Genomic DNA, 20885 nt, shown 5'->3' with positions numbered 1-20885 from the left:
CCTATTTTTTTCGACATGAATAGGTCGTTTTTTTTTGAATCAGCTGCTCTGCTTGCAGCAAATCATTTTGCGTTTTAAATGAAATCTGTAAAACACCAATAATATCTTCTCGAGTTTCAAGAATTTTCAAGTTGATCAAAGAGAGCTGATGTTCGCTCAATAGCCCCGTCACTTCAGCGACAACGCCGGGATGATCCGGTACATCGATGAATAGATCATAGAATGCTGGGATCGCCCCATTTTGATGAACCGGCAATTGATCCCGTGTTTCCTTCGCGGATTCAAAAAACCGAAAGATCGCCCTTTCGTCTTTTTTCTGCAACCAGTGAGCCATGGTCGTCATTTGTTTTTGCCACTCATCGATCAGCTGCAGCAGCTCCTGTCGATTACTCAATAAGATATCGGTCCACATACGAGGATCTGAAGAAGCAATGCGAGTGATATCGCGAAAACCGCCTGCTGCAAGTTGCTGCGCTCTAGGGTGTTCGTGGTTGAAGGCATCTGCCTGATTGACTAATCCCGAAGCAATAATATGGGGCAGATGGCTCAACATCCCTGTGATTTGATCATGCTCTTGGGGAGCAAGTGCCACATATTTGGCTCTAGTGCCGCGAAAAAGCTCCTGTAGTTCTTCCACCCGCTGACTTTTCGTCGGTGTGAAGATATAGTAAGCATTCTCGAAAAGGTTCTCATCGGCTGCTGTGATCCCTGATTTATGAGAGCCAGCCATCGGATGGCCCCCAATAAAATCAAAGGAAAAGGACTCGGCAAATTGCGTGATTTCCGCTTTGGTACTGCCGGTGTCTGTTACTAGCACCGAAGGCTTTAATGAAAGTGCCCCCAGTTCGGCAAGATAGTTTTTGGTGATCTCTACCGGCAATGCCAACAAAATCACGTCGGCACGGACAGCACCTTCAGAAAATGAAGGGGGCACTTCGTCTACTAAATTTGTTGCTAATGCGATCTCATTGGTTTCCTGACAATCCCACCCCATCAAATGCACTTGCGGATGTGCCTTTTTGATACATGTTGCTAAGGAAGCGCCGATCAATCCTAGACCGGCGACGAAGATATTTTGGCTCATGAAAAGAATCCTCATTTCTACTGGAATTTTTTGCTGTTTCTTTAATCAGTAGGTTAACAAGTATTCTCGATACGCCTGAACAGATGCGGTCAATTCTTCGAAAGAATCACTTGGAAACTTTTCTAATAGTTCATTGGCCACCACTGTTGCCACCACACTCTCACAAACAACACTAGCTGCTGGTACAGCGGTGCTATCTGAGCGTTCGACGCTTGCTTTATACGGTTCTTTGCTGTCGATATCAACACTTTGCAACGGCTTGTACAAGGTCGGGATCGGCTTCATAACCCCGCGAACCACAATTGGTTCCCCGTTCGTCATGCCGCCTTCAAAACCACCTAGGTTGTTGCTGCGACGGGTGTAGCCCCGTTGTTCGTCCCATAAAATCTCATCCATGACTTTTGAACCCGGTAAAACACCTGCCTCAAAGCCAACACCGAACTCAGCCCCTTTAAAGGCGTTGATACTGACCACGGCTTGGGCAATCTTCGCATCAAGTTTTTTGTCCCATTGCACGTAACTGCCAAGACCAGCAGGAACGCCGCCAACAAGCACTTCCACTACGCCGCCGATCGTATCACCATTTTTCTTCGTTTGATCGATCAACTGTTTAATTTCTTCCTCGACAGATGGATCTAAGACTCTTACTTCCGAGGCTTCAGAGCGTTGTGCGATTTCTTTGACAGTCAAGCCTTCTGGAATTTCTGCTTTGATGCCGCCTAACATCGTTACATGACCTGCCACATCGATGCCAAGCTCCTTCAAAATTTTCTTCGCGATTGCGCCGATGGCTACCCGCATAGTCGTTTCCCGGGCAGATGAACGTTCCAGGACGTTTCGTAGATCTTGATGGTGGTATTTCATGCCGCCGACCAAGTCAGCATGACCAGGTCTTGGTCGTGCCACTCGTCGTAGTTTGCGGTCTTTTTCTGGTACCTCTTCGATTGCCATGACCTTGGTCCAATTTTTCCAATCTTTGTTCTCGACCACTAAAGTCACAGGAGAGCCTAATGTTTTTCCATGACGGATACCGGAAGTGATACGGACTTGGTCTTTTTCAATCAACATCCGTCCCCCACGACCATAGCCGGTTTGTCGTCTCGCTAATTCAAAATTGATGTCTTCTGCTGTTAATGGCAATCCTGCCGGTAACCCTTCGATAATGGCGGTCAACTCTGGTCCATGTGATTCGCCTGCTGTAATATAACGCATGATCCGTTACCTTCCTTTCTTATACTAGGTAGTCTTTGATTTTTTCAGTCGGGATCGTCACGATTTTCGCCTGTCCGATCGCTTCTAATAGAATAATCTTCAATTGTTGCCCGCGGGCTTTTTTATCATGAGTGATTGCTTGGTATAATTGCTCTTTATCTATTTCCCTTGGTGTAATCGGCAAGTGAAACTTCTCAACCATTTCTGTAATTTGCTGGGTCGTACCTTTTGGTGTTAATCCGGTGGCTTCTGCATGTCGGGTAATCATAATCATCCCCATCGCAACGCCTTCTCCGTGACTAGTCTCAAAAGCAGCCGTTCTTTCTAAGCCATGACCGATCGTATGACCGAAGTTCAGTGTCAGACGACTACCATGATCAAAGGGGTCTTCTTCCACTACTTTTTGTTTAACCTTTAAAGAAGCTGTGATCACATTTTCAGCGTGGGCCAACAAATCGGCTTCATCTTTCAAACCTGCTAACGTTTGCCAAAGTTCAGGATCTGCAATAGCGGCTGACTTGATGATTTCAGCAATGCCTTCTTGGACGCGTTTAAGCGGCAAACTTTCAAGTAAATCTGGATCGATCATCACCCCGGCTGGTTGGGCAAACGTGCCAACGAGATTTTTGGCACTGCCAGTATTTACAGCTGTTTTCCCGCCGATACTTGAATCGACCTGTGCCAATAACGTCGTCGGAATCTGCAAGAAATCAATGCCGCGCATATACGTAGAAGCAACAAATCCTCCGAGATCACCGATCACACCGCCACCAAGGGCAATGATTCCATCGCTTCTGGTCATTCCGAATTGGGCAAGACCATCATATAAACTAGCTGCTTGCTCTAGTGATTTGCTTTTTTCGCCGGCTGGTACGATTAACAGTGTCGCTTCAAACCCGGCAGCGGTTATGGAATCAACGATTTGTCCGCCATACAGGGGTGCGACATTGCTGTCTGTAATGACGGCAATGCGCTGTTTGTCCCACAACTGTTGTACCCAAGTTCCAACTTTTTGAAACGACCCTCGTTTGATGAGGATATCATAGGAATGTTCTTCTAAGTGAATGTGTAACATTGATTTTTGCACCTCTTTTATTGGTTGTCTTCACGCTTAGTCTTGCAACGCTTTGATTTCTTTCATCGCTTTTTCCATGATATGGACTTCTTTCATCATGTTCATGTACGTTTTTTCATTAAGTGATTGAGGGCCATCAGACCAAGCATTGGCTGGATCTGGATGGATCTCAACGATCATCCCATCGGCGCCAGCAGCAACACCCGCTCTTGCCATTGGTGGTACAAGATCCCAAATACCTGTTCCATGACTAGGATCAACGATGATTGGGAAGTGGCTCAATTTTTTGATGATTGGTACTGCACTTAGATCAAAGGTATTACGGGTTGCTGTTTCGTAAGTTCGGATCCCACGTTCAATGAAAATCACTTCACTTTTATCTTGAACGGCGATGTATTCCGCAGCATTCAACCATTCGTCGATCGTGCCTGAGATGCCTCGTTTAAGGCCAATTGGTTTCCCGGTTTTTCCAACGGCAGCTAGCAATTTGAAGTTTTGCATGTTCCGAGCACCAATCTGTAAAATATCACTGTATTCCGCCACCATATCGATATGCCCTTCGTCCATGACTTCTGTGATGACTTTCATGCCAGTTTCATCAGCTGCTTGGCGAATGTATTTTAGCCCTTCTTCTTCAAGCCCTTGGAATGCGTAAGGCGACGTGCGGGGTTTGAAGGCACCACCACGTAAGATTTGTGCACCACCAGCTTTGGCGATTCGGGCACATTCACGAATTTGGTCTAAGCCTTCAATCGAACATGGACCAGCCATCGTAACAAAGTTGCCGTCACCGATTTTCACACCATCTACATCCACAACCGTATCTTGCGGATGGAACTCACGAGAGGTCAATTTGTAAGTATTTGAGATCCGAATGGCATCTTCGACACCTTCGTAGCTGCGAAAAGCAACATCTTGGATGCGGCGTGTATCCCCTTTTAACCCGATAACGACCTGTTCTTTTCCTTGGTTGACTTGAACATCTAAGCCTTCTTTTTTGATTCTAGTTACAACAACTTCAACTTGTTCTGGCGTAGCGCCTGGTTTCATAATTACGATCATTTTTTCTTCCTACTTTCGTTTTTTCTAATTTTTTTATTTTTTACATGGATTCAATAAGTGCTTTTACTTTTTCAACAGGCATTTCTTGGCCTGTCCAAAGTTTAAATGCAGCTGCACCTTGATACAGCAACATGCTTAAGCCGTTTGCAGTTTTGGCACCGACTTCTTTCGCATCTTTCAAAAGCTGCGTTTCTCTTGGATTATAGATGACATCATAGACAGCTAATGATTCCCGCAAGAGTGTTTTGTCTTTTAGAGGACTTACCGTATCATTCGGCTTCATCCCCACGCCAGTAGCATTAACTAAAAGACTGCTTTGATCGATGGCTGTTTTTAGAGCCGTCTGATCTTCTAAATCCGTTAATGTGATCTCAGAGGCGGTCTTTTCTGCGATCTGTGTCAATTTTTCCTGAATGATTGGATAAAACTCATCCTTGCGGTTAAAGACACGGATCGTTTTGACACCATCTAGTGCAGCTTGACTAATGATTGCTGTCGCTGCTCCACCTGCACCGATCACAGTCATCGTTTTTCCAATGATCGACACTTGAATGTCTTCAAGTGCGCGCATAAAGCCGATACCATCTGTATTGTGCCCAATCAATCGCCCCTCTCGATTGACGATTGTATTGATTGCGCCGATCAGCTCGGCTGCTGGTGAGCATTCATCCATCAACGGTACTGCTGCCATTTTATGGGGCATTGATAGATTGACACCTAAGAGATCCAACTGACGGATGCTTTGGATACTAGCGGCTAAATCATCCGGCTCAACATCAAAGGCCAGATACACGGCGTCGATCCCTTGTTCTTCAAAAGAAAGATTGTGCATCGCTGGAGAGATGCTGTGTTTGGCTGGTTTGGCAAATAGTGCCGCCAACCGTGTGTGACCGGTTATCATTTGTTTCATCTGGTTCATTCCTTTCAACAAAAAAAGATGTCCACCGTAGATATAAGAATCTACAGTGGACACCTTCAAACATTACATATCGGCAAAGCTAGATATGTGAATATAAAAAATAGCCACTATAGATTTTACGATCTACGTGGCTGCGAATTCATTACGAAATGCTCTAGCCATCATAGATACAAACTTAGCGTTTGTACCCATGCCTTCATGAATACAAACCTATCTAAAATAGCTAAAGTAATATTTATTCAGTTGTGTGGGGTTCGTTAGCAATAATTTTTGCATAGTCCTTCGCTCCAAACTGATGTAAGATTGACCTAAGTATAGGTTTAACTTTGAAAGATGTCAATGATTTTTTCTTATTTTTTTCATTTATTTGATTAGTTTTTTTGAAAACACTGTTCTATCAAGGGCTTTATAAGTCGTCTTCAAAGAACAGTAACAGTTCTGGTAAACTTAAGCGCACTTTTTCATCTGCTGAAAGATCCTTAACGATTTCCCCTTTTCTGAGCAGGATCAGGCGGTCTCCGTATTTTAATGCATCTTCCATCCGATGGGTAATCATGAGACAAGTTAGATTTTGTTCTTCCACGCGTTTTGCAGTGATTTGCATCAGCTGTTTGGAGGTCTTTGGGTCTAACGCAGCCGTATGTTCATCTAGCAACAACAGTTTTGGTGTTTGGATCGTTGCCATCAATAAACTTAGTGCCTGTCGTTGACCGCCGGATAAACTGCCCGTTGGCGTATCCAAATGATTTTCCAACCCATTGCCGATTTCTTTACAAAGGGCATAGAACGTTTCTCTTTGCCCTTGGAGTTGTCGAAGACCTAGTGACCGTTTTTCCCCTCTTTTTTGTGCTAATAGAAGATTTTCTGCCACTGTCATACGGGGAGCCGTCCCCATTTTCGGGTCTTGGAAGACACGTGCCAAAAAGCGGGCGCGTTTTTCTTCCGAAAGTGCGGTCACGTTTTGATCATCGATCATCACTTGCCCACTCGTCAAGGGCATGGTGCCTGAGATGCAGTTGAATAACGTACTTTTGCCGGCGCCATTTCCTCCGACGACCGTGACAAATTCTCCTGGTTTTAAAGAAAGATCGATTTTATTCAAGAGCACTTTTTTCTCATTCGGTCCGTTGCCGACAACTTTAAAGGCTTTTTTTAAGGCTAACATTATTCATCCTCCGTTTCAAAACCAGTGCGTAGATGCAAGGCTTGTTTAAATTGAGGGATCAACAGGCAGATCGTCAAGACGATTGCAGAGAAGATCTTCAAGTAAGTCGTATCAAATCCAGCTTTGATCACAAATAGGATCAATAATTGGTAGATAATGCTGCCGATTACGATAGCGATCAGACGTTCCAGCAAGGTCAATTCACCATATAATACCTCACCAATGATGATTGACGCCAGTCCGATAACGATCACACCGATTCCCTTGCTTATGTCGGCGTAGCCGTCGTTTTGAGCGATCAATGCGCCTGAGAGTGCGATCACGCCATTGGAGACGATCAGTCCAATGATTTTCATTCGATCCGTATTGATCCCCATTGACTTGGCCATGTGTTCGTTATCCCCGGTAGCAATATAAGCTTGACCCAAGTTGGTATGGAAAAAGTAAACCAAGACGCCCCCAATCAACAAGACCATGATCAATCCGATAATCACCGTATCATAATAATTCGGTAAATTCATTCTAGTAAAAAAATCTTGAATTTTCGGTTGGTTTAATAAAGAGAGGTTTGGTGAGCGCATCACAAACAGCATGACCGAGTTCAATGAAGACATCACCAAAATACCTGCTAAAATCACGGGAATTTTGCCTTTTGTATAAAGAAGTCCTGTCACACAGCCCGCACACATCCCAGCCAATACTCCTAAACAAGTCGCTAAGACGGGCGACACCCCATGGGTGATCGCTGTCACACAGACAGCACCGCCTAACGGAAAGGACCCTTCCGTCGTCATATCCGGGAAATTCAAAATACGATAGGTCATAAATATCCCTAAACCAAGGATCCCCCAAAGTAGCCCTTGCCCTATTGCTGAAACAATCATCATTCTTCCTCCATATTCTTACAAGTTTTCTCTTTCAAGACCCTCTCGGTGATCGCAGGTGATTGCTGTTTCTAATTGTTACTCATCACTTGCTTCACTTTCCGGAGTCGTTGTAATCAATTTTGCCTCGTCTTTGAGGTTTTCTGGGATAGTGATTCCCAATAACTGCGCTTGTGTTTCATTAATGATCGTTTCGCCATCGCTGAATGTATAGATCGGCGTTGTCGCAGGTTCGGCCGTCCCGTCAAGAATTGCTGCCACCATCTTCCCAGTTTCGACCCCAATCGTAAATTGATCTTGCCCAACCGTTGCTAAGCCGCCTTGTTCCACCATCGTATCAACAGACGTGATGATGGGCGTTTTTGATTTATTGGCTTCTTGTACTACCGTCTGCATTGCGTTTGCGATCGTGTTATCTAACGGAATATAGATAAAGTCGACTTCTCGTGCCATCACTTGCACTATTTGAGCAATTTCGTTACTTGAAGGAACGGCATACGATTTGCTGGTCAAGCCATTTTCTTCGGCAGCAGCTTCTGCTTCTGCCACTTGGTATTTCGAATTGTCTTCAGTCGAAGAATACAAAATGCCGACTGTTTTTGCCTCCGGCAGCAAATCTTTTGCTAGTTTGATTTGCGCAGCGACGGGTGCTTTATCTGAAACACCAGTGATATTTCCACCGGGTTGATCCATATCTGCCACGAGATTTGCCCCAACTGGATCAGTGACCGCTCCTAAAACAATCGGTATATCCTGAGTGACATTCGCCAACGCTTGTGCTGCGGGTGTTGCTACCCCAACCAAAACGTCGGCATCTTTATTTAGCAGCTGCTGGCTCATCGTTGCCAATTTGCTTTGATCCGCTTGACCGTTCTGGAATTCGATCGTCAAGTTGTCCCCTTCGGTATAGCCTGATTCTTTAAGGCCTTCTTTGATCCCCTCGGTGATCGCATCCAGTGCTTCATGACTGACAAATTGTAGGATCCCGACTGTTTTTTCAGCTTTTTCTACTGGTTCCGAAGTCTCACTAGCTTGATTGGTCCCACTTCTCATTCCTAACTGATAGACAAATGTCGCTCCTAAAAATAATAAAATAACGGCAACCGATGCAATTAATCCCTTGTTTTTCATTTTTCATTCTCCTTTTTCTGCTTACGTTTTTCGTGTTTTTCATTTTATGGTTTTTGAGAACAAAAAAAGCAACTGCCTATGTGACGGCAATTGCAAGTAAGCAAAAGCCGCATAGAAGGTTGTCCTATGCGGCGATAAATTCAACTACCAGCATAGATACAGCACTTTAGAAGGTTCTCTAAAAAGTTGTATCTATGGAATGAGGTCCCATCAATACAACTATCTACGCCAGTTTTGCCATGATTTCACTTGCAATGGAATAAATAGTTTCATGATTGTTCCTCCTTCTCAACTTGTTTTCTTTCTTGATTGAATTCAGTTTAGCCTATTGATAAAAAAACGTCAACAATTTTCTGTCAAATTGTCAGATTTTTTTATCAATCATTGGCAGAAGAACGAATCGTCCACATGGGTAAACGATTCAATTCTGGGATGAATTCCGTCGTTGGCTGCTCAAATGAATCAAAAGTAAAGCGATTTTTCTCGACTCCTTCTTCATAGAAGACAAAGGTCACTTTATCAGGATCAATGTCATATTCATTGGAGAAAAATGCCACGTCATAGACGATCGGATAATAAAAAAATGTTCGATTCATTTCGTCTTCCTGTGCTTGGATCAGATCAAACACTTGATCCAGCTGTGGGCCATTTGGTTTACTGTACATCACAGAAATCGCTCTTGTTTCGCGAATCGTCTTATCAGCTGTCAAATATGGTAATGGCTGTACTTTTTCCGAAGGTAACTTGTCGAAAGCGATTCGATCCACTAAAGAGGCGTTGATGCGATTTTGAGAAAAAACGATCAAGCCTGCAAAAACCAGCGCGAAAAGAATGCCTCCGATCAGCGTGAAAATCGTTTTTTTCTGATCTCGGTATAGATCATCTAACAAAGCCTGCCAGCTTTCCACTGTTTTTTCTTTCGTGTAATGAACAAAGTTCCTAACTTGTTCCATAATTTGCCCACCTTTTTTAAAAATCCTACTATTAATTCATACTATCAATTCCCTTCTAGAACGTCAAGAAACTTCACATTTCTTCGATAATTCGGTAAGATAAAAGAAAACGGTAAAGGAGTCATTATGCATAATCTAGCTAGTTCTTTGATGACTGGAGCCAACCCAATCTTCGATTTCATTGTTGTCTGTTTAAACTTTCTCTCCATTTTCGTCATCGTTTGGGGTGTGTTGATCGCAGGCATTGATTTCGTGCGCTACGAATTAACAGAAAAGGACCGTTTGGTGGCAGCCAGAGAGAATAATTTTATCCGCAATTATTTAGGGAGTTATGTCTTATTAGGTCTTGAGATCTTGATTGCAGCAGATATTATTGAGACGATCATCCACCCTACTTTCGAAGACATCGTACGTCTAGCTGCAGTCGTTATTATTCGAACAGTCATCTCTTATTTCTTGAACAAAGAAATTGAGCGTGCACTGCAAACCACCGATCACCAACCTAACAAGAAAAAGGAAAGCTAGCTGCCATGGCTTTTCTTTGGATTCTTCGGTATAATAGATAGGAATATTTGACATTGGAAGGATCAATCCCTCAGTCAAACTATCCTTATAAGAAAAGAGGGAAACAATATGTCTTTTGATGGTGTTTTTACCCATTTAATGGTCAAAGAATTACAAAATCAATTAACCAGTGGACGTGTGAACAAAATTCATCAACCTTATGAAAATGAGGTCGTATTTGTGATCCGTGCCCAAGGGAAAAATCATAAACTTTTGCTATCCGCACATCCCACCTATGCTCGTGTGCAATGCACAACGATCGCCTATAGCAATCCAGAAACCCCACCGAATTTCTTGATGATGCTGCGGAAATATTTAGAAGGGGCGATCTTAGAATCAATCGAACAAATCGACAATGACCGTGTGATCCATTTTCATTTTACTCGACGAGATGAACTAGGTGATTTACAATCCCTCGTCTTGATTGTCGAATTGATGGGCCGTCACAGCACGATTTTATTAATGAATAAGACGAGCGGAAAAATTGTCGATACAATCAAACACATTGGTCATTCACAAAATACGTATCGTACTTTATTACCGGGTGCTACTTATATTGCACCACCAAAGCAAACAACACTTAATCCTTTTACAGCCTCTCGCACCAAAATTTTTGAAGAATTATCGACCATCGATCCCTTGACGGCAAAAGAACTTCAACAACGATTCCAAGGCTTAGGCCGCGATACAGCAGAAGAATTAATCGCTCGAATCAATGCCAATCCCAATGAAAAACTGCGTCAGTGGGAAGCTTTCTTTACAGAGCTTACCCAGGAGCTAGCACCAAGTTATCTCCAGTCAGAGAAAAAGGAATATTTTACACCAATTCCCTATCCATCATTGATCGATGCGACCACCACTGTCACCTCTTATCAGAGTCTGAGCGAGCTTTTAGATGCGTTTTATCACGACAAGGCGGAAAGAGATCGGGTCAAACAACAAGGTGGCGAATTACTAAAGAAGATTGAGAATGAACTGAAACGGAACCAATTGAAGTTAAAGAAACGCCAACAAACGTTAATCGATTCAGAAAACGCCGAAGAATTTCGTCAAAAAGGTGAGCTTTTGACGACCTTTATGAATCAAGTCCCCCGTGGTGCTGCTTCAGTTGATTTGGAAAATTACTATGATGAGAATCGGCTTTTGACGATCAAATTAGATCCCGCTCTTTCTCCCAATCAAAATGCTCAGAAATATTTTCAACGTTATCAGAAATTAAAAAATGCAGTCAAATTGGTCCATCAGCAGATTGCCGAAACGAAAGAAGAAATCGCGTATCTCGAATCCGTGTTAGCCCAATTAGAAATCGCCTCTCCAATGGATCTGGCGGTTATTCGGGAAGAACTGATTGCACAAGGCTATGTCAAAAATCGGACGAAACAGCGTAAAAAAGCCGCTCCTTCGCAACCAGAACGATTTCTTTCTTCAGACGGAACAGAAATTTTCGTTGGAAAAAACAATTTACAAAATGACCAACTGACCTTAAAAACAGCTCGTAAGAGTGATATCTGGCTGCATACCAAAAATATTCCTGGCTCTCATGTCATCATTCGTTCGGATGATCCTAGTGAGACAACCTTAATGGAAGCTGCAGAGCTTGCCGCATATTTCTCAAAATATCGTCAATCTGCCCAAGTACCGGTGGACTATGTGCAAGTCAAACATATTCGGAAACCGAATGGTGCCAAACCTGGATTCGTCATTTATGAGAATCAAAAAACGCTTTTTGTGACACCTGATGAGGGAATTTTGAGATTAAAACAGTCCTAGCTGCTCCTCAGCCTATTCGGATCAAAAAATCATAGTGTAATCAATAAAAGAACCGACCACAAAAGCGCTGCGAAACTACACGCGCTTGTGATCGGTTTTTATGCTTTTTCCTTCTATCTACTGCTCTTTCAGCGAAAATTTTGCTTAGCTTGAAACACAAAAGGCAAGCCTTCTCAGAATTTAGCCATCGACGTATCTGCTAGATCCGATAGAATGGCATTCGAAAATCACCGTGAGAAAGTAGCTTCTGCTAGCTAATAAATTCCACCATCCTCCATAGTGACTTTCTTCTCGAAATCAAAATGATACAGCTTTTCCCAGTGATTGATATTCAACGTTCCTTTGGTCAAATGGATTGCTAGAAAGCAACAGCCTTTATCATTCTCATTGTTGACTTCGTCGTACCAGACAAAGGCTTTGCGAATTTTGCATCTTAATTCTGCATTTTTAGGGTAAATTCTCCCCTTGACCGACCGCAGTAAACCATTCACCGCTAACAGCAATGGAAACTGCTGGGTTCTTTTTGATTTGCTTGATTTTATTGGATTGCTCGTGTGTCGACACGTAAAAAACGCCCTCTTCATAAAAAGCATCAACTTCTCGAACGACTGGTTGTATGTGTCCCTCTACAGTTTTGTCACAAGCTGTCGTCGCAAGGGCAATCACATTGTCTTTAAAATGTCCGAATTTTTCTTCAAGCAGCTTTATTCCTTCTTCATACTGGTGGGTCATTATTCTGTTCCTCCTTGCATCATAATTCTTTTTTTAAAAGGAATCCATAATTCGACATGAACCACATGATTTTCCCCTTTTCGATAAAGCTCAGGAAAAAAATTCTCAGCAATCCAGCCATTTTTCTTGAGCCAAAAACGGGTATAACGCATCGCCTTTCCCATATTGATGATCAGTTGCTCTGAGACCGTATCAAAACTGCAAACAATATACTCACGTTCTGGTAAAGTCCATTCAGTGCAGTTGAGAAATTGCGAACCATCAGATATTTGACCAACAAAATAACTTGAATAGCCTTCAGGCGCATCTCCCGGAAATGAAACACCGATCAGGCAATGATCGGTGCGAGGCTGATTGGCAGTCTTTTGATAAAAATCATGCCAAATATCATCAATCGGATCAATCCCTGTTCGTTGGCCCAGCATTTTTCCATACTTAAATGGATAGTAACCAACAACGCCACAAAAAACCAGCGGTTGCTGATTTCGCTTCTTCTGAATCTCCAAAACGACTCCTTCGCTGATCAATGGATTGCCTTCTTCTGTGACAATATACCCTAAAGATAGATCCGGCTTATCAAAATTTTGCAAGCCGATCGGCGCTTTTTGGTAAAGAGAAGGTGAAAGTCCATAAACGGTCTTAAAGGTTCTTGAAAATACTGCATGGCTGCTAAAACCAACCTCAAAAGCGACCTCAATGACTCGACTTTTTCTGTCTTTTAATAAAACAGCGGCTCTGGCCAGACGACGCAGTTTTATATATTCCCTAACAGAAATTTTAACTAAGCGAGTAAATAAGCGTTGATAATAAAATACAGAAAGTGATGCGACTTGTGCTAACGTTTCGATCTCTAGCGACTCAGCAAGATTGTCTTCGATAAAATCGATGGATTTTTGGATTGCTTCCCATGCATGCATATGGATTTCCTTTCTTTCACTATAAAATACTCAGCCAAAAAAGCTTTACCGTGTCTGCTCTTTTTCTAAAAAAAACTATATTTGTATTTATTTTCACAATGCATTAACTGCCGAGAATCAGCTTATTTAATATTTTAGCATAGCCTTCATGGTCCTAGAATATAAAAATAAAAAAAGACGAAGAGTTTTCGTCTTTTTCTAGTCAATGACATTCTAAAAATTCTAACATCATTTTTATTGATTACCCTTACGAAGTGGTTTCTATACTGACCATCAAATGAAGTCAGTGATAAACACTACGTAAAAGGATCTATTTTTATAAATTAATAGAAATAAATAGGTCGATCTTTGCGGTCTTGTAATGGGCGATTATTGTTTTCTAACACTTCTTCCCGGAATTCCAAAATGAAGCGGCGGCTCATCTCCCCGATCCAGTCAAAGACGAACCAATTGATTGGCCCTTTGGTTGGCGGTGTCGTCAACGAACCCACATAATGGAAATGGTGGGTGCGTTCTGGTAAGAACATAGTCGGATCAAACCATTGCGTATGGTTTTCAAAGTCCCAGATGCTGTCGTCTTGCTGATTGCAGATCCAGTTGAGCTTATCCGTCAATTTGAATAAGATGCCCACAACCAAGTTTTCTCCGTCCTCATTCATATGGACGAGATGAAACTCTAATTCTTGCTGTTCATCATCGATAATATGTTCAGACGGCATGTGGAAATGAATATCCGTCAAATAGTAGTTGATCCCTTTAAATGTGACATAACTTTCTTTGTTATATGGAACGAAGTGAATCGTATTTTTGAATTCTTTTTCCGTGAACCGCTCTCGTTTATAGTGAAAAGCCAAGTCCTGATCGATAGGTTCTTCGGTTTCATCGTGAACTAAAGCAATTGGGGATTGGTAAGGAAATTCGGCGCCTTGTGCATACCAATCGCACAAAGTGTGCCAATGTTCAGGTCCATTGTCTCCGGAATAACTCCAGGGAACATCCATATTTCTTTTCAAAAAAACAGCCTCCTAATTCAAGTTGACAGCAAGGAATAGCCCTTCCTATCAAAAAAACTTTCTCCCAATGCTATCAGAAAATAGGTGAAAATAAAACGAATATGCTTGGTCATTCCCTCACATATCCGTTTCTTATTTCAATTCCTTATTCACTCAACCAAGCAGCAGGATCTTTTCGCCACTCTTGTAACAGGGCAACATCAGACTCTTGAATAGCACCCGTTTCTAAAGCCGACTCGATCAACGCTGTATAGTTTGTCAAAGTCACATAGGATAGACCTGCTTGGTCAAAATTCTCTTGGACTTGAGGCAGCTCGTAAGTAAAGATCGCAGCGACGCCTAATACGTCGGCTCCTTCTCTTTTGGCTGCTTCACAAGCTTCTAAGACACTGCCACCTGTTGACAATAAATCTTCAATGACGACCATTTTTTGATTTGGCTGAATACGACCTTCAATTTGATTGCCTTTGCCATGTTCTTTTGCTTTGCTGCGAATATAAACCATTGGCAAATCTAACAATTCAGCGACCCAAGCAGCATGGGGAATCCCGGCTGTTGCGGTCCCTGCAATCACTTCTGCTTCGGGATAAGTCGTTTTGATGACTGCAGCTAAGCCTTTCGCAATGGCGCGACGTACATGAGGATAACTCATAGTGATTCGATTGTCGCAGTAAATAGGGCTTTTGATGCCGCTTGCCCAAGTAAATGGTTCATTCGGTCGTAAAAAAATCGCCTCGATGTCTAAAAGATCTTTGGCAATTTGATTGGATTGTTCTTTCATTGGCTAGCTTCCTTCCATTCTTGTTTTATTTGCAGATAACTTTCATACGGTGTCTTAGACTGGGTGATTGGACGTCCCACAACGATCATGGTAGCCCCCGCATTGCGAGCTTGTGCAGGTGTCATGATTCGTTTTTGATCGCCAACTTCACTGCCAGCTGGTCGGATACCAGGCGTCAAGCGTATGAAGGCATCGGTTGTTCTTTGCTTGATCTGTTTTGCTTCGTGTGCGGAGCAAACAACACCGTCTAATCCAGCTTTTTGGGCACAGGTGGCGTAATGGATAACACTTTCTTGCAGTGACGTCATGATCTGCTGATCATGATGCATTTGTGCCTCACTAGTGGAGGTCAATTGGGTAACTGCAATCAAATCAGGGACTTTGTCTCCAGCGGGGGTTCCTTGTTGCAGACCTTTTTTAGCAGCAGTCATCATTTCAATCCCGCCGGCTGCATGAACATTCGTCAAAGCAACACCTAAAGAAGCTAAGCGCTCCATTGCTCGTCCAACAGTATTAGGGATATCATGTAATTTTAAATCTAAAAAAATGTCATGGCCAAAGGATTTCAACCAAGTGACGATCGCTGGTCCTTCTTGGTAGAAAATCTCCATTCCAACTTTTACAAATAATTTTTCTCCCGCAGGAAATTGCGCTAAAAATGTTTCAATAGCCTGTTTGTTGGGGAAATCTAAGGCAATAATTGGTCGTTCACTCATCACACGTGCTCCTCTCTCACTTCTTTTATCAACTGTTCCAAAGAAGTGATCCCTAATTCTGCCATTCGGATAGGCAATTCTTCAATCAATTTTGGGCAAATGTAAGGATCGGTAAAGTTTGCAGTTCCTACTGCAACTGCACTTGCACCTGCCAGATACATTTCAAGTACATCATCCACTGACATCACGCCCCCCATGCCAATAATTGGTAATTGAGAAACTTGCGCCACTTGTTTGATTAGGCGGATCGCCACTGGTTTGATTGATGGACCAGACAAGCCCCCGGTTTGGTTGGCTAAAATCGGTTTTCGTGTTTTTAAATCGATCCGCATGCCCAAAAGCGTATTGATCATCGTAAACCCGTCGGCGCCGCCTGCTTCGATCGCTTTTGCAATTGGGACAATATCCGTCACATTCGGCGAAAGTTTGACATAGATCGGCACTTGCGAGACTTTTTTGACCGCTTCAGTCAATGCACCAGCAACCGCAGGATCGGTTCCGAAAGTGATACCGCCATGTTTGACGTTAGGGCAAGAGATATTCAATTCGATCGCTTTGACATTTTCTGCCTGACTGATTTCCTGACACACAAGAACGTAATCTTCGACGGTCGAACCAGCAACGTTTGCAATGATCGGTAACTCTGGATGTTTTTGAGCTAAGTCCGGCAATATTTGATTCATGACCGTTTCTAACCCAGGATTTTGCAACCCGATGGCATTTAACATACCACTAGGCGTTTCCGCTACCCTTGGGGTTGGATTGCCAAAACGTGGTTCAGGTGTGGTCGCTTTGATCATCACCGCACCTAATTGACTGATGTCATAATATTTATCATATTCTGCACCAAACCCAAAACAGCCGCTGGCAGGCATGATCGGATTTTTTAGACTCAATCCGGGTAGCTCGACGTTGATCGACATTAAATGACCACCTTTCTCGCCTGAAATACAGGCCCTTCGTCACAAACTTTGACACTTTTTGTACCTTGTTCGTCATCTTTCGTATGGCAAACACAGGCATAACAGGCACCCATCCCGCAAGCCATTCGCGCTTCCATGGATAATTGAACATCTGAAAGGTCTTCGAAAAGCTGGGCGGTGGTTTTTAAAAGACCGTTATTTCCGCAGGCAAAGACTGCCGCAGGTGTTTGCTCTGCAGCTAATAACAGGTTGCCAACATTTCCTTGTAAACCAGCGCTGCCATCATCGGTAGCGATCCTCGTATCTCCCAGTGCGCGAAATTCCTCTTCATAATACATGACGTCTTTGCTGGCAAAGCCCAAAAAGTGAATGACGTGGATCCCTTGTTGCGTCAGACGTTTCGATAGTTCGTAGAGCGGCGGTACACCGATACCGCCACCTACGATAAATGCAGTGTCCCCTTGGTTTAAATGATGATAGCGAAACCCATTTCCTAAAGGCCCCATCACATCGATTGGATCCCCAACGGTCATTTCTGAAAAAATTCGTGTGCCATCTCCTTCGACCCGGTAAATGATTCGGCATTCTTTTTTCTCAGCATCGATATGATTGATACTGATCGGTCGGCGAAGAAGAAAGGCATTTTGAGGAACCCGCAGGTGCAGAAACTGCCCTGGGGTCCTCATCTCATTGACTAATTCACCAGTCAATGTCATTTCAAAAATCCGTGGTGCCAGTTGACGCTGTTTGCTGATGGTCATGATTTCTTGCTTCATCAAAAAACTCCTTTATCTGCGTTAAATTGCTTTTGTTGAAAAACTGCGGGATTCCATCACTTTTAGAATTGCATCCGCTGTATCAAGAGAAGTAAAGGTCGGTACACCATGCTCCACTGCTTCTCGGCGAATGATAAATCCGTCTTCCGTTGCATTTTGGCGATCTTTGTCCATGGTATTGACTACTACTTGGGTCGTTCCTTTACGGATCAAATCAACAACCGTTTCTTCTGCTTGTTGATCAGAGATTTTAGCAACTCGTGTCACTTGCAGGCCTTTTTCTTCAAAGTAATCAGCGGTTCCATTGGTAGCCATTAAGGTGAAGCCGACCTCTACGAAACGCGCCGCCAGTGCTGCTGCCTCTTCTTTGCTTTCGTCTGCAACGGTGAAAAGTGCTTTTCCAAATTCAGGAATATGCAGGCCTGATGCCTCAAAAGCTTTATAAAGTGCTTTTGCCAAATCTTTATCTGATCCCATTACTTCACCCGTTGATTTCATTTCAGGGCCTAAGTAAGTATCGACTTTTAAAAGTTTTGTAAAGGAGAAGACAGGTGCTTTGATGTGTACTTCATTTGGTGTTGGAGCAAGTCCGTCTTGATAACCTAACGCTGTGATCTCTTCCCCGAGAATCGCCTTCGTGGCAATTTGGGCCATTGGGATCTCTGTTACCTTGCTTAAAAATGGCACGGTTCGGCTAGCACGAGGATTTACTTCAATGACATACACTTTGTTCTCATGGATGACAAATTGGATATTCATCATACCGATACAATTTAAACCTAATGCCAAGCGTTTGGTATATTCTTCGATCGTAGCAATTAGTTCATCCGAAAGATTTTGCGGTGGATAGACTGCCATTGAATCTCCTGAATGGACCCCTGCACGCTCGATATGTTCCATGATTCCAGGAATCAAAACAGTTTTGCCGTCACAGATAGCATCGACTTCACATTCTTTACCAACCAAGTAACGATCGACCAAGACAGGATGTTCTGGTGATGCTTTCACTGCATGACGCATATAATCTTCTAAATCGGCTTGGTTTTCCACGATTTCCATCGCACGTCCCCCTAAGACATAACTTGGGCGGACTAAAACAGGATAGCCGATTTTTTGTGCGATGGCGATCGCTTCTTGTTCGTTCGTCGCCGTGTCGCCTGGTGGTTGCGGAATATCTAGTGCTTGTAATGCTTGCTCAAAGAGATCGCGGTTTTCGGCACGATCAAGATCTTCAATGCTGGTGCCTAGGATTTTTACTCCGGCTTTCACCAAAGGTTCGGCTAAATTGATCGCCGTTTGCCCGCCAAATTGGACGATGACCCCAATTGGCTGTTCCAAATCGATCACATGCAAGACATCTTCTAAGGTCAACGGTTCAAAATACAGCTTGTCGGAGATAGAAAAATCAGTCGAAACCGTTTCAGGATTACTGTTCATGATGATCGCTTCATAGCCAGCAGCTTGGATCGCTTTCACCGAGTGCACTGTTGCATAGTCGAACTCCACCCCTTGTCCGATTCGGATCGGTCCAGAACCTAGAACAAGAACAGATTCTTTTTCACTGCGCTTGCTTTCATTCTCAAACTCATAGGTGCTGTAGAAATAAGGTGTTGCTGATTCAAATTCTGCGGCACATGTATCTACCATTTTGTAGACAGGCAAAATCTTTTGCTCATGACGCAGCGTGCGGATCTCAGCTTCCGTGGTTTCCCACAGCTCAGCGATCTTTTTATCCGTAAAGCCGTTTTGCTTGGCTTTTTTCAACACATCAAGGGAATGTGGTTCGTTTGCTAATGCTTGTTCGATCTCAAAGATGTGAAGCATTTTATCTAAGAAGAATAAATCGATTTTCGTCATTTCATTCAAATCTTCGATAGTATACCCTCTTCGGATGGCTTCCATGACGTAGAACAGGCGATCATCTTGGGCCTTGATGACCTTCTCCATCAGATCATTGTCAGAAAGAGCTTCTAGTTCTTTCATTTCGATATGATGTGTGCCGATTTCCAATGAACGAACAGCTTTCAGTAATGACTCTTCAATATTACGACCAATGGCCATCACTTCTCCAGTTGCTTTCATTTGTGTTCCTAATCGACGTTCCCCCGTTTCAAACTTGTCAAACGGCCAGCGAGGAATTTTTGCCACAACATAGTCAAGGGCGGGTTCAAATTCTGCATAGGTGGTTTCTGTGACTGGATTTTTCATTTCATCCAATGTTAAACCGACGGCAATTTTCGCTGCCAATTTGGCAATTGGATAACCTGTTGCTTTACTTGCTAGTGCAGACGAACGAGAAACCCTTGGATTTACTTCAATCACATAGTAATTAAAGCTATGTGGATCAAGTGCCAACTGAACGTTACAACCACCTTCTATTTTTAATGCGCGAATAATTTTTAATGACGCATCTCGCAACATTTGGTATTCATGGTCTGACAGTGTTTGACTAGGGGCAAAGACGATGGAATCGCCGGTGTGGATGCCGACTGGATCGAAGTTTTCCATATTACAAACAACGATCGCGTTGTCTGCAGAATCCCGCATCACTTCATATTCGATCTCTTTAAACCCAGCAATACTACGTTCAATCAAGCATTGGGTCACGGGCGAGAGCTTCAAGCCGTTTTCAGCGATTTGGCGTAATTCTTCTTCATTGTTACACATGCCACCGCCCGTTCCTCCTAGCGTAAATGCTGGACGAACAATGATTGGAAAGCCGATTTTTTTCGCAAATTCAACTGCTGCTTCCACCGTTGATACGATTTCGGATTCTGGGATCGGTTGATCCAATTCTTCCATTAATTGTTTGAATAAATCTCGATCTTCTGCCTGATCGATTGCCGCTAATTTGGTTCCTAGCAACTCAATTCCTAATTCATCCAAAATACCTGAGTTGGCTAATTCCATCGCCATATTCAAGCCCGTTTGTCCGCCTAATGTCGGTAAAATTGCATCAGGCTGTTCTTTACGTAAAATCCGTGAGACAAACTCAAATGTGATTGGTTCAATGTAGACTTTGTCAGCAATTTCTTTGTCCGTCATGATCGTTGCGGGATTCGAATTGACTAACACCACTTCGTAGCCTTCTTCTCGTAAAGCTAAACAAGCTTGTGTACCGGCATAATCAAATTCTGCCGCTTGTCCTATAATAATCGGTCCAGAACCGATTACCATGATTTTCTTGATATCTGTACGTTTTGGCATA

Annotated in this window: 18 protein-coding genes and 1 pseudogene; 2 read left to right on the top strand and 17 right to left on the bottom strand. The window is 43.1% G+C overall.

From position 1 onward, the window contains the following. Window position 1: 1 nt before the first annotated feature. The 9 genes from IGI94_RS08085 to IGI94_RS08045 form a co-directional block, all read right to left on the bottom strand. Window positions 2–1084: a prephenate dehydrogenase gene (locus IGI94_RS08085; RefSeq protein ID WP_008379898.1), complete on the bottom strand. Its 1083-nt coding sequence runs from the start codon at window positions 1082–1084 to the stop codon at window positions 2–4. Between the two features lie 45 nt (window positions 1085–1129). Further along, complete coding sequence (aroC, locus tag IGI94_RS08080; RefSeq protein ID WP_016620144.1) at window positions 1130–2296, bottom strand: chorismate synthase; 1167 nt, start codon at window positions 2294–2296, stop codon at window positions 1130–1132. 19 nt (window positions 2297–2315) lie between these two features. Beyond that, entirely contained in the window at window positions 2316–3371 is a 1056-nt protein-coding gene (gene aroB, locus IGI94_RS08075) for a 3-dehydroquinate synthase (protein WP_429967786.1), read from the bottom strand. Between the two features lie 36 nt (window positions 3372–3407). After that, window positions 3408–4433, bottom strand: coding sequence for a 3-deoxy-7-phosphoheptulonate synthase (gene aroF / locus IGI94_RS08070; protein ID WP_005226100.1), 1026 nt, complete (start codon window positions 4431–4433; stop codon window positions 3408–3410). A 40-nt stretch (window positions 4434–4473) separates the two neighbouring features. Beyond that, on the bottom strand, window positions 4474–5343 hold the full coding sequence (locus tag IGI94_RS08065) for a shikimate dehydrogenase (RefSeq protein ID WP_042890750.1): 870 nt from the start codon (window positions 5341–5343) through the stop codon (window positions 4474–4476). Between the two features lie 415 nt (window positions 5344–5758). Continuing rightward, entirely contained in the window at window positions 5759–6517 is a 759-nt protein-coding gene (locus IGI94_RS08060) for an ABC transporter ATP-binding protein (protein WP_016620147.1), read from the bottom strand. Continuing rightward, entirely contained in the window at window positions 6517–7401 is an 885-nt protein-coding gene (locus IGI94_RS08055) for an ABC transporter permease (protein ID WP_010748362.1), read from the bottom strand. The genes IGI94_RS08060 and IGI94_RS08055 overlap by 1 nt, the downstream gene beginning before the upstream one ends. A 78-nt stretch (window positions 7402–7479) precedes the next feature. Then, entirely contained in the window at window positions 7480–8532 is a 1053-nt protein-coding gene (trpX, locus tag IGI94_RS08050) for a tryptophan ABC transporter substrate-binding protein (RefSeq protein WP_438899619.1), read from the bottom strand. Between the two features lie 377 nt (window positions 8533–8909). Further along, the gene (locus tag IGI94_RS08045) at window positions 8910–9485 is read right to left on the bottom strand and encodes a hypothetical protein (RefSeq protein WP_005235969.1); all 576 of its coding nucleotides are present in this window, start codon (window positions 9483–9485) and stop codon (window positions 8910–8912) included. 126 nt (window positions 9486–9611) lie between these two features. Here IGI94_RS08045 and IGI94_RS08040 point away from each other — a divergent pair, with 126 nt between their 5' ends. Together IGI94_RS08040 and efbA are read left to right on the top strand one after the other, a co-directional pair. Next, window positions 9612–10010: a DUF1622 domain-containing protein gene (locus IGI94_RS08040; RefSeq protein WP_005235970.1), complete on the top strand. Its 399-nt coding sequence runs from the start codon at window positions 9612–9614 to the stop codon at window positions 10008–10010. A 108-nt stretch (window positions 10011–10118) separates the two neighbouring features. After that, entirely contained in the window at window positions 10119–11819 is a 1701-nt protein-coding gene (gene efbA / locus IGI94_RS08035; protein WP_005235971.1) for a fibronectin-binding protein EfbA, read from the top strand. Window positions 11820–12073: 254 nt separating this feature from the next. Here the strand turns inward: efbA and IGI94_RS08030 are convergent. From IGI94_RS08030 to carB, 8 genes and pseudogenes are all read right to left on the bottom strand, one after another. Next, window positions 12074–12551: pseudogene (locus IGI94_RS08030) on the bottom strand (pyridoxamine 5'-phosphate oxidase family protein). Continuing rightward, window positions 12551–13468, bottom strand: coding sequence for a helix-turn-helix domain-containing protein (locus IGI94_RS08025; protein WP_430617901.1), 918 nt, complete (start codon window positions 13466–13468; stop codon window positions 12551–12553). Before IGI94_RS08025 ends, IGI94_RS08030 begins: the two are co-directional and overlap by 1 nt. Window positions 13469–13791: 323 nt before the next feature. Then, window positions 13792–14469 carry a carbonic anhydrase family protein gene (locus IGI94_RS08020; protein ID WP_016620153.1) on the bottom strand — a complete coding sequence of 226 codons (678 nt, stop codon included), beginning with the start codon at window positions 14467–14469 and terminating at the stop codon, window positions 13792–13794. Between the two features lie 157 nt (window positions 14470–14626). Next, window positions 14627–15262, bottom strand: coding sequence for an orotate phosphoribosyltransferase (pyrE, locus tag IGI94_RS08015; protein WP_005226111.1), 636 nt, complete (start codon window positions 15260–15262; stop codon window positions 14627–14629). Beyond that, window positions 15259–15978, bottom strand: coding sequence for an orotidine-5'-phosphate decarboxylase (gene pyrF / locus IGI94_RS08010; protein WP_008379878.1), 720 nt, complete (start codon window positions 15976–15978; stop codon window positions 15259–15261). The genes pyrE and pyrF overlap by 4 nt, the downstream gene beginning before the upstream one ends. After that, window positions 15978–16901 (bottom strand): dihydroorotate dehydrogenase, encoded by a 924-nt coding sequence (locus tag IGI94_RS08005; RefSeq protein WP_016611756.1) that lies wholly within the window; start codon window positions 16899–16901, stop codon window positions 15978–15980. The genes pyrF and IGI94_RS08005 overlap by 1 nt, the downstream gene beginning before the upstream one ends. After that, window positions 16901–17677 (bottom strand): dihydroorotate dehydrogenase electron transfer subunit, encoded by a 777-nt coding sequence (locus tag IGI94_RS08000; RefSeq protein ID WP_008379873.1) that lies wholly within the window; start codon window positions 17675–17677, stop codon window positions 16901–16903. The genes IGI94_RS08005 and IGI94_RS08000 overlap by 1 nt, the downstream gene beginning before the upstream one ends. 21 nt (window positions 17678–17698) lie before the next feature. Continuing rightward, on the bottom strand, window positions 17699–20884 hold the full coding sequence (carB, locus tag IGI94_RS07995) for a carbamoyl-phosphate synthase large subunit (protein WP_005235983.1): 3186 nt from the start codon (window positions 20882–20884) through the stop codon (window positions 17699–17701). Window position 20885: the final 1 nt, after the last annotated feature.

The organism is Enterococcus sp. AZ149 (assembly GCF_051714285.1).
Classification (GTDB): Bacteria; Bacillota; Bacilli; order Lactobacillales; family Enterococcaceae; genus Enterococcus_D; species Enterococcus_D entomosocium.
Note: the sequence above shows the minus strand (reverse complement) of the source record. Positions and strands in the feature narration are given on the sequence as shown.

Coding starts and splice junctions, on each gene's coding strand:
- IGI94_RS08055 (WP_010748362.1), bottom strand. CDS start 7,401: ATGATTGTTTCAGCAATAGGGCAAGGGCTACTTTGGGGGATCCTTGGT.
- carB (WP_005235983.1), bottom strand. CDS start 20,884: ATGCCAAAACGTACAGATATCAAGAAAATCATGGTAATCGGTTCTGGA.
- IGI94_RS08085 (WP_008379898.1), bottom strand. CDS start 1,084: ATGAGCCAAAATATCTTCGTCGCCGGTCTAGGATTGATCGGCGCTTCC.
- pyrF (WP_008379878.1), bottom strand. CDS start 15,978: ATGAGTGAACGACCAATTATTGCCTTAGATTTCCCCAACAAACAGGCT.
- IGI94_RS08005 (WP_016611756.1), bottom strand. CDS start 16,901: ATGTCGATCAACGTCGAGCTACCCGGATTGAGTCTAAAAAATCCGATC.
- aroB (WP_429967786.1), bottom strand. CDS start 3,371: ATGTTACACATTCACTTAGAAGAACATTCCTATGATATCCTCATCAAA.
- IGI94_RS08065 (WP_042890750.1), bottom strand. CDS start 5,343: ATGAAACAAATGATAACCGGTCACACACGGTTGGCGGCACTATTTGCC.
- IGI94_RS08060 (WP_016620147.1), bottom strand. CDS start 6,517: ATGTTAGCCTTAAAAAAAGCCTTTAAAGTTGTCGGCAACGGACCGAAT.
- trpX (WP_438899619.1), bottom strand. CDS start 8,532: ATGAAAAACAAGGGATTAATTGCATCGGTTGCCGTTATTTTATTATTT.
- efbA (WP_005235971.1), top strand. CDS start 10,119: ATGTCTTTTGATGGTGTTTTTACCCATTTAATGGTCAAAGAATTACAA.
- IGI94_RS08040 (WP_005235970.1), top strand. CDS start 9,612: ATGCATAATCTAGCTAGTTCTTTGATGACTGGAGCCAACCCAATCTTC.
- IGI94_RS08000 (WP_008379873.1), bottom strand. CDS start 17,677: ATGAAGCAAGAAATCATGACCATCAGCAAACAGCGTCAACTGGCACCA.
- aroC (WP_016620144.1), bottom strand. CDS start 2,296: ATGCGTTATATTACAGCAGGCGAATCACATGGACCAGAGTTGACCGCC.
- aroF (WP_005226100.1), bottom strand. CDS start 4,433: ATGATCGTAATTATGAAACCAGGCGCTACGCCAGAACAAGTTGAAGTT.
- IGI94_RS08045 (WP_005235969.1), bottom strand. CDS start 9,485: ATGGAACAAGTTAGGAACTTTGTTCATTACACGAAAGAAAAAACAGTG.
- pyrE (WP_005226111.1), bottom strand. CDS start 15,262: ATGAAAGAACAATCCAATCAAATTGCCAAAGATCTTTTAGACATCGAG.
- IGI94_RS08020 (WP_016620153.1), bottom strand. CDS start 14,469: ATGGATGTTCCCTGGAGTTATTCCGGAGACAATGGACCTGAACATTGG.
- IGI94_RS08025 (WP_430617901.1), bottom strand. CDS start 13,468: ATGCATGCATGGGAAGCAATCCAAAAATCCATCGATTTTATCGAAGAC.